The organism is Microbulbifer sp. GL-2, from assembly GCF_007183175.1.
Classification (GTDB): domain Bacteria; phylum Pseudomonadota; class Gammaproteobacteria; order Pseudomonadales; family Cellvibrionaceae; genus Microbulbifer.
On record NZ_AP019807.1, the window covers coordinates 2,083,254 to 2,097,611 of the forward strand.

Below are 14,358 nucleotides of genomic sequence, written 5' to 3' on the forward strand. Positions count from 1 at the left end.
GGAGAACAGCCAATGTTTGCAAAGTTAAGTGTGCCTCTGCTGATTTTTGCCTTTGTGCTGAGTGGTTGTGCGGTAATTTCCGAGGACGAATGTCGCGCTGGACTCTGGTATGAGCGCGGTGTGCAGGATGGTGCTCGCGGGCGCTCCCAGTCGCTGGTAAACGACCTGGCTCAGGAATGCCAGAGCTACGAAATTTACGTGGATAATGAAGCCTGGTTACGTGGTCACGAGGAGGGTGTAGAGCAGTTCTGCACACCAGACAACGGCTATCAACAGGGGCGCCGGGGGCAGAAATATGAGGGCGTGTGTACAGGCCCCACCGCCGATATCTTTGTGCAAAATTACCAACGCGGCCTGGCCGAGTACCGTGTTGAGCAACATTATCGCAACTTGTTATGGCGCCGCGACAATTTAGAGAGGGAGCTGTATTCCCTGCACTATGCTCTCAGGCATACCGACAATGATGGCCAGCGACGCTCTCTGCATTTCCAGCACAGTCGCCTGGAATGGGAACTGCGTTTGCTGGATATGGAATTGCACCGCTATGGGCTTTTCGGCCCCCATTACTACACTCCCGGCTTATATCCCCGCGGGTTTTTCTCTTCCGGCTTTTTTTACTGGTGAATCAAATGATGAGGTGCGATCGAGGTAAAACTTCGTTCGCACTCCACCGCTATTTTTCAAGAGAGTTTATTTCATGGCAATCTGGCACAGCACACCCACCTTGCAGGATATTAACCAGGGTACGGCCCAATGTATGCCTGGCTATCTCGGTTTACAGATTACTGAGATCGGTGAGGACTATCTGGAGGGCAAGTTACCGGTAGATCACCGCACCCGTCAGCCTTTCGGAATTTTACATGGCGGTGCCAATGTAGTATTGGCTGAGACCCTGGGCTCCATCGGTGCCAACCTGCTGGTAGATACCAGCAAATACTATTGTGTTGGCCAGGAAATTAATGCAAATCACCTGCGCCCTGTGCCGGATGGCGAGGTCGTCGGCAGGGCCAAGCCTGTACATATCGGGCGTACCAGCCAAGTCTGGGAAATTCTGATTTATGCGCCCAACGGAAAGCTGAGCTGCATTTCCCGTATCACCATGGCGGTGGTGGCCCACAGTGGTCAGTAAATTGTGCAATGCCCCGGTGGAGTTGTCCCGGTGAGTGAAGTGCGCGAGTTTATTTTTGAGGATATTCCCTATCGAGTGGTGCGCTCTGCGCGCCGCAAGCGCTTGGGCCTGGTACTGGCACAGGCCGGAGTGGAAGTGCGGATACCGCAGCGCTGCGCCGCACGCCATGGTCACCTGTTCCTGCAGGAAAATATCCATTGGGTGCGTGCTCAGTTACTTGCGGCCAATCAACGCGCATCCCAGGTGCCGCATTACACCTATGCTTTTGGCGAACATTTTACCTGGCTGGGGAGACAACTGCCGCTAGAGCGCGCGAGAAACACTCGTGATGCCGGAATGGCCCCGGACTCCATTCGTCTCTATACCCGCTCACAGGCACCTGACCAGGCTCAACTGCAGGGCGCTTTACAGCGCCTTTACCAGCGTGAGGCACTGGCCCTGTTGAAAGAAAAATCTCAACAGGTGGCAGATCAACTGGGGGTGATATTCTCTTCGGTGCGTGTACGTCGCACCAAAAGTAAGTGGGGACACTGCAGTATCCGTGGAGAGCTTCAGTACAACTGGCTTGTTTGCCTGGCTCCCGAACCGATAGTGGACTACCTCGTTGCACATGAGGTATGCCATCTGCGGCACCATAACCACAGTCGGGAATTCTGGCAGTTGGTACAGGGAGTTTGCCCCCGCTTTAAAGAATTGCGCAGATGGTTGCGCGATAACGGCCACCGTCTCACTGTGTAAAAAATACCAGTGCAGTTCAGATGTTTCAAAATTCAGATGAGTAGCATGAGTAAAAAACCGCGTTTTATTACTTCGCGTAAACCGGCAAAAAAAACACTGCCAGCCGAGGTCGAAGTCAGCGTAGAGAAATTCAGCCACGATATGCGCGGTATCGCCCGTGTTGCCGGTAAAACAGTATTTATTGATAACGCCCTGCCGGGGGAAAAAGTGCATTTTCGCTACAACACTCGTCGTGCCCGCTTTGATGAGGGCACTGCTGTTGATATTTTGCAGGCTTCACCACAGCGCTGCGTACCACGCTGTCCCCATGTAGATCTCTGTGGTGGCTGCTCAATACAGCATCTACAAACGCGTGAACAAATTGCCGAAAAGCAAAAAATATTATTGGATCAACTCTTCCGTTTTGGAAGTATTACGCCGGGGGATATATTGCCGCCACTGGTCGCCGAATCCTATGGTTATCGACGCAGAGCACGTATCGGAATTCGCCAGTTGAAATCCCGCAAGGGCAGGGAGTTGATTTTTGGATTTCGTAAAAAACGCAGCAATGATTTGACTGATATCAATGAGTGCCATGTGTTGCACCCGGCAATTGCCGGGCGGATACCACAATTGAAAAAACTGGTGGCTGACTGCGATGGCCGAATGCACTTTTCACAGCTGGATGTGGCGGTGGGGGATGATGTGGTGGCACTGGTACTGCGTCATTTACGACCATTGGCGGATAGTGATAGAGAGCGCTGGGTGGCCTTTGCTAAAAGTGCAGGTATACACATGTATATACAGGCTGCTGATGCCGACTCCGCTCAACGCTTGTGGCCCCGGGAAGGGGAGGCTTTTCTCAGCTATCAACTGCCTGAATTTGATCTGACCCTGCGCTTTCAGCCAGCAGATTTTGTCCAGGTTAATTTCGAAATTAATCGCCAAATGGTGAGTCATGCACTGCAGCTGCTGGACCCGCAATCCTATGAGCGGGTACTGGATCTTTTCTGTGGCTTGGGGAATTTCACCCTCCCGCTGGCGCGACGTGCGGGTGAAGTGGTCGGGGTTGAAGGCCAGGGCGTGCTCACCCGCCGGGGAGTGGAGAATGCTGCACTTAATAATTTGGATAATGTGCAATTTCACGCAGCAGATCTGAATGAAGAAATAGCAAATCAAGCCTGGGCCAAGGGCGGTTTCGATAAAATCCTGTTGGACCCTCCGCGTAGTGGTGCACTGCAGGTGGTGCGAGGTATCGCGCGCTTTGAAGCAAAGAAAATTGTCTATATCTCCTGTAATCCGGCCACCCTCGCACGGGATGCCGGGGAGCTGGCACAGTTCGGCTATCGCCTGAGTCAGGCTGGGGTGATGGATATGTTCCCCCATACCGATCATGTCGAGTCCATGGCGGTTTTTGAACGGGAATCCTGAACAGTTAATTGGCTAGTCAAAAATAATCGATGCAAAAAAGCCGGGATGTTTCAGGGCAATTATGGTGCGGGTGGCCCGGTTATTGGGGGGGAGGTAAATAGAGAAAAATACGCCTGGTTACCGCATTGGTACCAAAGGAAAACTAACGTACACTGCTGGCAAATCCTTGAAGCGAAGATGTTATGCAAAGTGCACCCCTGACTAATGATTTTGAAGAAAACTGTGCGCGTTTTTTGCCTGAGGCGGCTGGACAAGGCTGTGTGTGGGCGTTGCAGGGGGAGGATGGCTTTGCATTATGCGAATCGGAGAAGCGTGCGCAAAGCGAAGTGATGCCGTTCTGGTCGCAGCGTGAATTCGCTGAGATGCACTGTGAAGGCGATTGGGCCGAATACGAAGCAGTAGCCATCGACCTGGAAGAATTTATGGATGATTGGCTCACTGGTATGCATGAAGACGTGCTGCTAGTAGGACTGAACTGGAACACTGAACTGGAAGGGGTGGAGCTGGAGCCGCTCGATCTACTGGAGCAGCTGGAGCAGGAGCTGCAATAAGCCACGCCAGAGTGCACCACCCGGCGGATAAAAATCATACAAGAGGGTGTCTCAAATGGGGCAGATTCTCGGCTTGCACACGGTTATTTATGGTGTAACGGATATTGCGGAAGCCAAAGCCTGGTATACGCAAGTACTGGAACAGGACCCCTATTTTGATAGTGAATGCTATGTGGGGTTTCGAATCGGCCAGTGTGAGCTGGGCCTGAACCCGGATGCGCGCAGTGCAATCAGTCGTGCGGATGGTGTGATCGCCTATTGGGCGGTTGCGGATATGGCCGCACAGGTAGAACGTCTCGGAGCCATGGGTGCGCGACAACACAGCGATGTGGTGGATGTTGGTGAGGGCGTACTGATGGCGAGCTTTCTCGACCCCTACGGCAACATTTTTGGGTTGATCGAACACCCGCAAGTTAAGCCGGAGGTTTCAGAACAGTAAACGGAGCAGTCCCCGTGAACAGACCGCCAGTATCCAGTTTTCGTACTTCAAATCAGAGCTTTGCGGCAGAGAGCCTAGCCCAGATAGGGCGCGGCTATGTGGCGCCGGACAGGGTTGTCCTGATTACCGGGTGTTCCAGCGGTATCGGGCGCGAACTGGCCCTGACGTTACACCGCCGCGGCACAATTGTCATTGCCACGGCAAGGCGCCCGGAAAGCCTGCAAGAGCTAGCCGATCTGGGGATCGCCACGGAGGCCCTGGATGTCAATTGTCAGACGGATATCAATCGCGTGGTGCACGCCCTCAAAGCTGCCTACGGACGCCTGGACATATTGATCAATAACGCCGGTTACGGGCAGATGGGGCCATTATTGGAGCTGGATACACGGACCCTGGAAAACCAGTTCCGAACCAATGTATTCGCGCCGCTCGCAGTGGTACGTGCCTGCGTACCACTGATGCGCAGGGGGCGGGGCAGTGTGGTCTGTAATATCGGCTCGGTCTCCGGTGTATTGGCAACACCCTTCTCCGGTGCCTACTGTGCCTCCAAGGCGGCCCTACACTCACTTTCTGAAGTACTGCGCCTCGAACTAAAACCCTTTGGCATTCGAGTGATGACAGTACAGCCGGGGGCTATTGCCTCGGAATTTGGCCGTCATGCGGAAATATCGCTACGCGGCCTCCTACCACCGGATTCACTGTATAAGCGCCAGGAGGAGACAGTGCGTGCACGCGCTCAGGAGTCGCAGCAAAATGCCACTCTGGCCAGCACTTTGGCGCGCAAACTGGTACGAGAGCTGCTGCGCAAGCGGCCGCGTACATTGGTACGAATTGGTAATCGAAGTAGCCTATTGCCCTGGCTGGCACGCTGGCTGCCCCGCGGACTGCGGGACTGGCTCATGTTGCGTCGCTTTAAGTTAAACCGGTTAGCACAAAAAGCCTGATTGTGGCTCTTTTACTGATAATTGCTAATCGGCCTGTCAGAAATTATTTGTGGAGGTAGGCTTCTGGCTCTTCCAGCCAGGATTTCACTTCGGCGTGGGTACCGCTAAACAGGATTTCGTTTTCACGCTTTTTCATCAGATAGGCGTAACTACCGTCATAATATTCTCTTAATAGAGCCATCACCAGCGGGATATAGGCTTCGCTGCAACCGCTGCGCTTCAGTTCCTGATTGGCTTCGGATAATTGTGTATCCAGCTGTTGGTAACGCTGCCCACCGAGGCGCTTGCGTATTTTCCCCAGGCTGTCACGCAGATCCTCCCCCAGTGCGACGGCACGGAATTCAGTCGTGCCAAAGCGTGGCAGGGCATCGCTAACATAATCGCGTACGATACGGCGGGCGCGATTCTCTATTGGTTCTTCCACCAAAATACGCGGAGCTGCTTTCATCGCATTTTGCAGGGACGGTGGCAGGGCGCAACGCCCAATCAAGCGGCTTTCATCTTCGATAAAAACCCGGCCGGAAGTTTGCGCCAGTTTGAGTAAATTGATGCTAGCTTGGTTTTCGAAATCAATTTGTGCTGGCTGCTCGCGCCCTGTACGGCCAAAACTGGAGCCGCGATGCCGGGCGATTGCCTCTAGGTCCAGGGAGCGACTGGCTGCCTGAATCAACTCGGTCTTGCCGCTGCCGGTATGTCCGGCAATGACAACGAATGGTATCTGCTTACTCAGGTTTTCCAGTTCATTAATCAGGTAATTGCGCATCGCTTTGTAACCACCCTCAACTAGCGGGTAATCAATACCTGCGTCGCGCAGTAACTGCTGTGTGGTGCGTGAGCGCAGGCCGCCGCGAAAGCAGTAGAGGTAGCCTTCAGGGTGTTTGTTTATAAAGGCCTGCCAAGCAACAAGCCTTGCCTGTATTACCTCCTGTGTGGCCAGCTCCCATCCCAAGGATATGGCAGCCTGCTGCCCTATTTTCTTGTACTCGGTTCCGACCAGTTCGCGTTGTCGGTTATCCAGTAGTGGATGATTTTCTGCAGTGGGGAAGGCTCCGCGTTGGAACTCCATTTGTGCGCGCACATCCAGCAACGGAATGTCGTTGAGGAAAAGTTCTCGATAGTTTGCTGTGCTCTGCCGCAATGGAAGCCTCTCAATGGATATGGGGGATACCGATAAGATACTTGATGGTGAACCCATGGGCCAGAATCTTGGCAGGAGTGCTTTCTTTCAGGTATTTGTACCGCTGATATTCAGGGGGAGACGCACATGCGGTAAAGACTAATACGCTTTGTTGGGTAGGATCAGCAGGAGGGAGAGAAAGAGTGGAGATCGGAGGTAATATGAAGGAAGGAGCGTAGAAATGCGCAACCTTTTTTATGCGTCCCTGTCAACTGTTCGCCAGGTTAGCTTCATTAACAGTGTTCGCCATATGCATGTCAGTGGATGGTACTAATACCTGTTACATTGGGAAGTTTTATTTAAAGCCCTTATCAGTAATTATATTCTTTGGCTTGCATGGTGTCTGAGCTTCAATCAGTTTTTCTATTAAAACAATCAAAGTGGAACTCCAATAGTACGAAGAGTCTTGAAGTAAGTCTTGTCATCAAAGGGAAAATACATGCTGGTGAGACACGCAAATAAGTAAGTGTGCTTTGAGAAAATTGGTTGATTAATTTCCTTGGGAGCTTCTCTTTTCCCTTTGTATGCAGATTTTTCTGGAATTTATTTGGTCCTATGAATTTTAGGTTTGGCTGTGAGTAGTGTTCTTGCACAAAGTGGAATGGAGATTCCTCTCTATTAACCCAGGATTGATTATCCATTTCTTTTGTGTTTCATTAGTGATTGTTGGAAGCGGGGGGAAGTCTACTATAATTTTTTCTAAACCCTGTTAGAGATCTGCGTTGAATATAACCGGGGACGAATGTATTTCACAATTAGCAGTAATATTTTTTGGCTCAGCTTGAGCAATAAATAATGCGTGATTTGAGGAAATGCAGGGGACTCCAGGGAAGATGTAAAAAAATGGCAAAAAAATATATTTATATTCCAATAAATAGCGATGAGATGCAGGAGTTTGCAAAGGACCTGGCTGGTGCTTGGAATATTCCGGTGAACCAGATTCTTGCCAACAAGGTGACGTCTGGCGTTGGTAAAGCAATGTATCGCTGGGTGGACAAATGTCTTAGCAAACTTACTCCTTCGGACACTCTCTATATTGTAACCCATGGCACCGGTGCTCCCGATGGCAAAATGATCGGTGCCCAGCGCAACAGTGGCAAAAACAAGCAGAAGAAAGTGTATGTGAAGGGCATGGCGCAATGGCAGGGCGGTGAGTGGAAAACCTACACCCCCACCCAGTTGGCGAGCACTCTGGTAAAAGAGGGGCTGCCAGCAAACTTTGTTGACCTGCACGTCTGTGCTTGTGGTTCTGGTTACGATGGCAGTGAACTGAGGCCCTGGGCCCAACGCTTGCTGCAGCAGATGGGCAGCAGTTACAGGAGTCTTCAGGTGACCGGATACCGGGGCTGGTTTTCCTGCAGTACCACTCGGGTCTGTATCAAGGTGGGTACAAAATTTTATCCTCTCGAAGATCGTGCTGTAACTTTCTCCCTGGGAAATTAAGAGCCAATTTTCAATTTAGTAGCACTGGGAAGTGCTACTGCTCCTCTCTTTCAGTCCAAGAATACCCTTGCTCACAGTGATAATGCTCCCACTGTCGGTGTTCTGGCATTGAATCACTCGTCCTATTGTTTTCCTTGTGTACCCTGAATAAGTCGTCTCGAAGAATTCTTGCGGATGCCGTATCCAGGACACACCTATCCATGACCCTCGACCAGTTGCTGATCCTGATCATCCTGATGGTGACTATCGCACTGTTTATATGGGGCCCCTGGCGGCACGATATGGTAGCCCTGGCGTCTCTGCTCGCTTGTGTATTCACCGGGTTAATTCCACCAGAAAGCGCCTTTAGCGGATTTGGTCACCCTGCAGTGGTCACTGTCGCCTGTGTCTTGATCTTGAGCCGCGGGCTGCAAAATACTGGAGCGATGGATGCTCTGGCACAGCGTGTGGTGCCACGCAGCGGTAACATTACCCTGGCGATGCTGTTGCTTACCGGTTTGGGAGCACTCTTGTCGGGCTTTATGAACAATGTTGGCGCCTTGGCGCTTCTGATGCCGGTGGCCGCAGATATGGCGGAAAAGCAAAATCTGGCACCTGGCAAGGTTTTGATGCCGCTCTCTTTTGCCACCATCCTTGGTGGTATGACAACTTTAATTGGTACGCCACCAAATCTGGTGGTATCCGGTTTTCGCGCCAGTGCCGGCGCCGGAAGCTACGGAATGTTCGACTTTACTCCAGTAGGGCTGGTGGTGACGTTAGTGGGATTGCTGTTTATTGGCCTGATTGGCTGGCGACTGGTGCCCGGGCGCGGACAGGCTGGCGCATCCAGTTTTGATACTGGTACCTATCTGACTGAAGCTGTGGTTGGGGAGAAAAGTGCTGCTGCGGGTAAAAGTCTGCGTGAGATTGGCAAGCTGCTCGCCGCTGAGGATGCCCAAGTAGTGGGTATTGTGCACAACGACGCCCGTGTGTCCCCTGCAACTCCCTGGCACCGGGCGCACAGCGGCGACATCTTAGTGATTGAGGCTGAGCCGGAATCCCTTGCCGCCAGCTTGACCAGCCTTGGACTCAAAATGGTGGGTGAGTCGGAGGATGCGCAGAAAGACAAAGTTCAGCCAGTAGAGCAGAGTGCTCCCGCTGCAGTCGAGAGCAAAGATAAAGGGGGAGAAAAGGAAAAAAACTCTCCTCATCGCGAAGAAATGCAGCTGCGCGAGCTGGTAGTGATGCCTGATTCCTTCCTGGTGGGTCGATCAATCCAGTTTTTACACTTGTCGGCTCGCTACCAGATCCATTTACTGGCCCTCTCCCGGCGTGGACGACGCTCAGTGCGCAGGTTGCGCTCTACACCGTTACTGGCGGGTGATGCCCTGTTAATGATGGGGGCAGATGACAACCTGAATAGTTTTGCACGGGAGCAGGGTTGTGTCCCCCTGGCACAGAGGGATATCAGTATGCCGAACAAGGAAAAATCAGCCATTGCGCTGATTGCCATGGCGGTGGCAGTGGGAGGAGCCGCCTTTGGTCTGATTCCTGCGGCCATCTCTTTTGCCGCCTGCGTGCTGGCATTTATGGCGCTGAAAGTCGTGCCGCTGCGCAATATTTATGAGGCTCTGGATGGCTCGGTGATTGTGCTATTGGGTACTTTGATAGCAGTAGCGGATGTCATGGAGGCTACCGGTGCTGCGGATTTGGTAGCGCAGGTATTACTGGATAACCTGGCTCAGGGCAGTGCAGTAGTGGCCCTGGCATTGATTTTGATTGTCACCATGACTCTGTCAGATTTTATGAATAATGTGGCCACTGCGGCGGTGATGTGCTCGATAGCCTTTAGTACTGCAGAGCAGCTGGCAGTAAATCCGGACAGTTTCCTGATGGCGGTGGCGATCGGTGCGTCCTGCGCGTTCCTGACCCCGGTTGGTCACCAGAATAATACATTGATACTGGGGCCGGGAGGCTTCGACTTTGGCGATTACTGGCGTATGGGGCTGCCCCTGGAGATACTGGTGGTGTTGGTCAGCATCCCTGTATTGTTGTGGGTCTGGCCCCTCTAAGTGCAATAACTCAATGTTGTGAAGTCAGGCGATAGAATCATCCACCGGTTGGGCCAGCTCCGCCATATAACGGCTGCAAAAACGCAGTATGTCAGTCACTGTAACAATACCGACCAACTCCCCCTCACGCATTACCAGCACTGAGCCGATACCGGTATCGGCCATAGCCAGCAGGATTTTATCGAGTGGGTCGTGAATATCGGCGATAAAGGGGCGTCGTGCACAGAGGTCGTGCACGTAGAGTTGCTGTTCTTCCAGGCGGTGACCGGGTGCATTGGCGCGCTCGATATCCCCTTTGGATATCACCGTTTCCAGTTCCCCTGCACGAGTTACCGGTAAGTGACGCACCTTGTGTTCTTCCATTACCGCCAGGGCGTCTTCGACGGTGGCATCAATATCGATATGGTAGGGAAAGGGAGTCATCAGAGCCGCGAGAGTGGGCATATGATGAATATTGTGAGAATTGGACATAGCTGGCGATTAGTATCCAATGGTTTTTGGCAATGAAGTCTATTGCAGTTATCAACACATGAATTCGCAATTGGCGACTGCAGGTACAATATAGCCAATACAGGCCTACTTGAATATCCCTTCTTTGAGGGAGATATCCCCGCCTTTGTTACTTTTTAGCAGCGATATAGGCGAAGATTCATATTATATTCAAATGACAGGGTGCAAACAGTTGCTATTTGCCGGCGAAAGCTTATTATTCGCGACCTCAGCCGAGAAATATAACCAGTGATTCGGATGTCATGTCTGAATTTTCTGTACTCGGTTAGTTTTTAATAATGTATTTGCCGAATATATCTAGCGCTGGAGTCCACCTGCGTAGCGGTATCTACTTTCGGTTTCGGCCAATTCGTAATATGCCGACTATAACAGTACCTAACCGCCCTAATCGGTTATCGCTGTTGTTCACAAATTATTATATTTCGAGTACCCGGAACCCGGCCCTGTGTCGGTTACCGTCACAGTGTTACCTCTGTATTTTTTAATAACCGTCGTTGAGGTTTATTGAATGTTTCAGGAATACGAACAACTTGAACAACAAATCGCCGAGCACCAGGCGAGAATCGAAGAACTGCAAGAGCAAATGGCCCAGGCAGAACGTAAAAAAGATGGCGTAATCGCCTTTGACAAGGCATTGGTTAACCTGGCTGCTGAATACCAGATGGAAGAGGAAGAGTTCTTCGTCGCCCGTGGTCAGCAGGTTGTTGAATGGTTGATTGATCAGTTGGGTGATGAGGACGCTCCAGACTATGTCCAGACCCTGAAATCCCGTGTAGCCCGTTACCTGAAGAAAGAGGGAGATTCTCCCCGTCGTGGTCGCCGCGCTGCACCGGCTAATAAGTCTGCTGAGCCCAAGCTGGAAACCGGCCACTACCGCAATCCCTATACTGGCGCCACTGTAGAAAAGAAAAAGCGTAACCCGAAAGCGCTGAGTCAGTGGATCGATGAGTATGGGTTGGACACTGTAAAAGAGTGGAAGATCTAACCTCTTTATGATCGCCAATCCGGTGCCGGTTATATCGGCACCGGATACCCCCTTCCATATATTTACTTTTCTTTACTTGCTGAGCGTATATAGCTGCGTTTTGTCTCATTCGGGTTTACTTGCTCTATCATCTTCTGCATAACGTCATGTCGATTATTTGATAGGGAGTATTTATCCGTGTTTTCCCGTATAACTGCCCGCTTTGTCTGTGTCGTAATGGTGCTGTTTGGAATGGGTGCCTGGGCTGACAATAAAACCACAGAATCTGATAACCAGGTTATTTACCTGGTGCGACATGCGGAAAAACAGCGTGGGATCAGTAGTGGAATGAATCCGCACCTGACAGAAGCAGGGCAGCAGCGTGCCAGGCAGTTAGCCCGTGTGCTTGGCCAGGTGGGTATCGATGCAGTGTACAGCACTGATTATGCGCGCACCAAAGAGACAGCGGAACCACTTGCTGAACACCTGGGCATACCGGTACAAACTTATAACCCGCGCAAACTTAAGGCGTTTGCCGGAGAGTTGGGTGAGGCCGGTCGGCGTATACTGGTGGTTGGGCACAGTAACACAACCCCCAAACTGGTGGAGCTACTCGGTGGTGATAAGGGTCGGCCGATCAGGGAGCTGGATGAGTACGACCGCCTCTATATTGTGATCCGAGATCGCGGTGAAGTGATCACTTTATTACAACGCTACGGTGCCGACAGCAGTGCCAAAGCCAAGCGTAAATCAACTAGTGAGGCGGCAGGGGAGCGAGAGTAGCACTATGCCCTCTATTCCAGTAGCTCACAGACAAAGTGATTGACCACTTCTGAGGCGGGTCCATAGCGATGCTCGGCGAAAGCATCGCCAATATTACTGCGCTCCAGGTTGAGTTCCACACTATGGGCGCCCGCCAGGTTGGCGCACTCCACAAAGCCCGCTGCGGGGTAGACGTTGCCGGAAGTGCCGATGCTGATAAATAGGTCGCACTGGCTCAGGGCTTCGTAAATGATATCCATATGCAAAGGCATTTCTCCAAACCAGACTACGTGAGGGCGCAGAGTACCGTTCAGGCCGCAGCAGGGGCAGCTGTCACTTATTTCCAGATCGGAGTGAATAGGGAACTGTTGACCACTGGTACTGCAGCGCGCTTTCAGTAACTCCCCGTGTATATGAATCAGGTTGCTGCTGCCAGCCCGCTCGTGCAGGTCATCAATATTTTGTGTCACCAATAAAAAGTTCCCGGAGAATTCCCTCTCCAGACTTGCCAGAGCGCGATGGGCGCTGTTGGGAGTGACCGCTCCTGAAAGTAAATGCCGGCGTCTCTCGTTGTAAAAACGCTGTACCAAGCGAGGATTGCGCGCGAAGGCTTCCGGCGTGGCGACATCCTCAATGCGATGGTTTTCCCAAAGGCCCTCGGCTCCACGAAAAGTGCGAATTCCGGATTCTGCCGAGATACCGGCACCGGTGAGGACCACGATATTGTGATATTGCATATATGTCCGTTTTAGCCCGCACCTGGGATAGGCATTTAAGTAGATAGCATAATTTGTCGTGGAGGATTTTTAGGGTATCAGTTTACGGAGGGAAGGCCTGTTGTTAATTTTCCAGAGGCACTTCCCTGTGCCTCAGCAAATACTCAACCCTATGGAATAGTCCAATTAGTGCTGCTCAGTTAATGCAGTTTTAGCCGTGGGCTGACGGCGCGATTGGCCTGCCCGACCAAGTAGAGCAACATGGCCTTGGGCCAGCCATGAATTGCTGCCAGGTGCATGCGGTAGAGGGAGCGATAGGCAAAGCCTGCGATACGTCCCTCCACCGTGAGGCTGCCTTTGACCAAGGCGCCCATCAAGTTGCCTACCGCAGTATATTTACTCAGGGATACCAGTGAACCGCGATCGCGATAATAGAAATGTTTCAGAGGTTTATCCTCGAACAGCGCGATCAGATTGTTTGCCGTCAGGGTGGCCATTTGTTGTGCTGCCTGGGCCCGTGGTGGCACTCGTTGCTCGTCTCCGTCAATGCAACTGGCGCAGTCACCCATGGCAAAAATATGTGGATCGCTTTGGGTCTGCAGGGTGGTTGTCACCTCTAACTGGTTAAGGCGATTAGTGGCTAGGCCATCCAAGTGGCTAAGGAACTCCGGGGCTTTTACCCCTGCGGCCCAGACGCGGATGCTCGCGGGAATTTCCTCGCCATCACCGGTAGTCAGGCCAGAGGCACTGGCACCGGCAATATTGCAACTGGTTAGTACGCGCACCCCCATTTTCCCCAACTCTTTTTCGGCATTGTTGCCGAGCCTTGCGGGCAGTGCCGGCAGCAGGTGAGGACCGGCTTCGATGACTGTTATCTCTATTGCATCGGAGTGGATGCGGCCGTAATTCCCCATTAATTTAGCAGCATCTACTAATTCAGCGGACAACTCAACTCCAGTGGCACCACCGCCGACGATGGCAATCTGTAGTTTTTCCTCGACGCAGGTTTCCAGGCGTAGGAAATGGTTGAGCAGCTGCTGGTGGAATTTCTGTGCCTGTTCACTGCTATCGAGAAAGACACAGTGTTGGCGTACACCGGGTGTACTGAAATCGTTGCTCTGGCTGCCAATGCACAACACCAAATAGTCGTATTCCAACTCCCGTGCGGGCACCAGCTCGCAACCGTCATCGTCCAGCACTGCGCCTAGCTTCAGTAGCCGCTGTTTTCTATCGAGGGATTGCAGTGCACCCAATTGGAACTCGTAGCCGTTGGCGCGAGCGTGAACTTGATAATTGAGGGCGTCCATATTGGCGTCGAGTGCGCCGGCTGCGACCTGGTGGAGGAGGGGCTTCCAGATATGGGTACGATTTTTATCGACCAGTGTGACTTGTACTGAGGGAGATTTACGCCGCCGTCGCAGCCCCTGAGAGAAGTTGAAATAGTGCCCGAGACGCGTGGCCAAGTGCAGGCCGCTGGCGCCACCGCCAATAATCACAATTTTCTGCATGGTGAGTGGTCTTCCT

The 14,358-nt window shown here is 52.1% G+C and carries 15 protein-coding genes; 11 read left to right on the forward strand and 4 right to left on the reverse strand.

Annotated elements, in window-relative coordinates; translation table 11 throughout:
* The first annotated feature begins 12 nt into the window (after window positions 1-12).
* The 7 genes from GL2_RS09095 (at window position 13) to GL2_RS09125 (ending at window position 5,211) form a co-directional block, all read left to right on the forward strand.
* Entirely contained in the window at window positions 13-624 is a 612-nt protein-coding gene (locus tag GL2_RS09095; RefSeq protein WP_143730352.1) for a DUF2799 domain-containing protein, read from the forward strand.
* Window positions 625-697: 73 nt separating this feature from the next.
* Complete coding sequence (locus GL2_RS09100; RefSeq protein WP_143730353.1) at window positions 698-1,129, forward strand: hotdog fold thioesterase; 432 nt, start codon at window positions 698-700, stop codon at window positions 1,127-1,129.
* 30 nt (window positions 1,130-1,159) lie between these two features.
* Window positions 1,160-1,867, forward strand: coding sequence for a M48 family metallopeptidase (locus GL2_RS09105; protein ID WP_143730354.1), 708 nt, complete (start codon window positions 1,160-1,162; stop codon window positions 1,865-1,867).
* A gap of 45 nt (window positions 1,868-1,912) precedes the next feature.
* A complete protein-coding gene (rlmD, locus tag GL2_RS09110; RefSeq protein ID WP_143730355.1) occupies window positions 1,913-3,277 on the forward strand; it encodes a 23S rRNA (uracil(1939)-C(5))-methyltransferase RlmD in 1,365 nt (454 codons plus the stop codon).
* Window positions 3,278-3,459: 182 nt separating this feature from the next.
* Window positions 3,460-3,828, forward strand: coding sequence for a DUF2750 domain-containing protein (locus tag GL2_RS09115; RefSeq protein ID WP_143730356.1), 369 nt, complete (start codon window positions 3,460-3,462; stop codon window positions 3,826-3,828).
* A gap of 55 nt (window positions 3,829-3,883) precedes the next feature.
* Window positions 3,884-4,267 carry a VOC family protein gene (locus tag GL2_RS09120; protein WP_143730357.1) on the forward strand — a complete coding sequence of 128 codons (384 nt, stop codon included), beginning with the start codon at window positions 3,884-3,886 and terminating at the stop codon, window positions 4,265-4,267.
* A 14-nt stretch (window positions 4,268-4,281) separates the two neighbouring features.
* Window positions 4,282-5,211, forward strand: coding sequence for an SDR family oxidoreductase (locus GL2_RS09125; protein ID WP_143730358.1), 930 nt, complete (start codon window positions 4,282-4,284; stop codon window positions 5,209-5,211).
* 43 nt (window positions 5,212-5,254) lie between these two features.
* Here the strand turns inward: GL2_RS09125 and mnmH are convergent, their stop codons facing one another.
* Window positions 5,255-6,406, reverse strand: a complete 1,152-nt coding sequence (mnmH, locus tag GL2_RS09130) for a tRNA 2-selenouridine(34) synthase MnmH (protein ID WP_197736540.1) — start codon at window positions 6,404-6,406, stop codon at window positions 5,255-5,257.
* A gap of 825 nt (window positions 6,407-7,231) precedes the next feature.
* Between mnmH and GL2_RS09135 the strand changes: the two genes are divergently transcribed.
* Window positions 7,232-7,831 (forward strand): hypothetical protein, encoded by a 600-nt coding sequence (locus tag GL2_RS09135; protein WP_143730359.1) that lies wholly within the window; start codon window positions 7,232-7,234, stop codon window positions 7,829-7,831.
* 200 nt (window positions 7,832-8,031) lie between these two features.
* Window positions 8,032-9,882, forward strand: a complete 1,851-nt coding sequence (locus GL2_RS09140; RefSeq protein ID WP_143730360.1) for an SLC13 family permease — start codon at window positions 8,032-8,034, stop codon at window positions 9,880-9,882.
* A 24-nt stretch (window positions 9,883-9,906) separates the two neighbouring features.
* On the opposite strand, the gene GL2_RS09145 is transcribed toward GL2_RS09140, so the two are convergent.
* The gene (locus GL2_RS09145; RefSeq protein ID WP_232053808.1) at window positions 9,907-10,353 is read right to left on the reverse strand and encodes a CBS domain-containing protein; all 447 of its coding nucleotides are present in this window, start codon (window positions 10,351-10,353) and stop codon (window positions 9,907-9,909) included.
* Between the two features lie 547 nt (window positions 10,354-10,900).
* Between GL2_RS09145 and GL2_RS09150 the strand changes: the two genes are divergently transcribed.
* On the forward strand, window positions 10,901-11,377 hold the full coding sequence (locus GL2_RS09150; protein WP_143730361.1) for a DNA binding protein: 477 nt from the start codon (window positions 10,901-10,903) through the stop codon (window positions 11,375-11,377).
* 177 nt (window positions 11,378-11,554) lie between these two features.
* On the forward strand, window positions 11,555-12,139 hold the full coding sequence (locus tag GL2_RS09155) for a histidine phosphatase family protein (RefSeq protein ID WP_143730362.1): 585 nt from the start codon (window positions 11,555-11,557) through the stop codon (window positions 12,137-12,139).
* Window positions 12,140-12,150: 11 nt separating this feature from the next.
* Here GL2_RS09155 and cobB read toward each other — a convergent pair whose 3' ends face one another.
* Window positions 12,151-12,855, reverse strand: coding sequence for a Sir2 family NAD+-dependent deacetylase (gene cobB, locus GL2_RS09160; protein ID WP_143730363.1), 705 nt, complete (start codon window positions 12,853-12,855; stop codon window positions 12,151-12,153).
* Between the two features lie 179 nt (window positions 12,856-13,034).
* Complete coding sequence (locus GL2_RS09165) at window positions 13,035-14,342, reverse strand: NAD(P)/FAD-dependent oxidoreductase (RefSeq protein WP_143730364.1); 1,308 nt, start codon at window positions 14,340-14,342, stop codon at window positions 13,035-13,037.
* Window positions 14,343-14,358 lie beyond the last annotated feature (16 nt).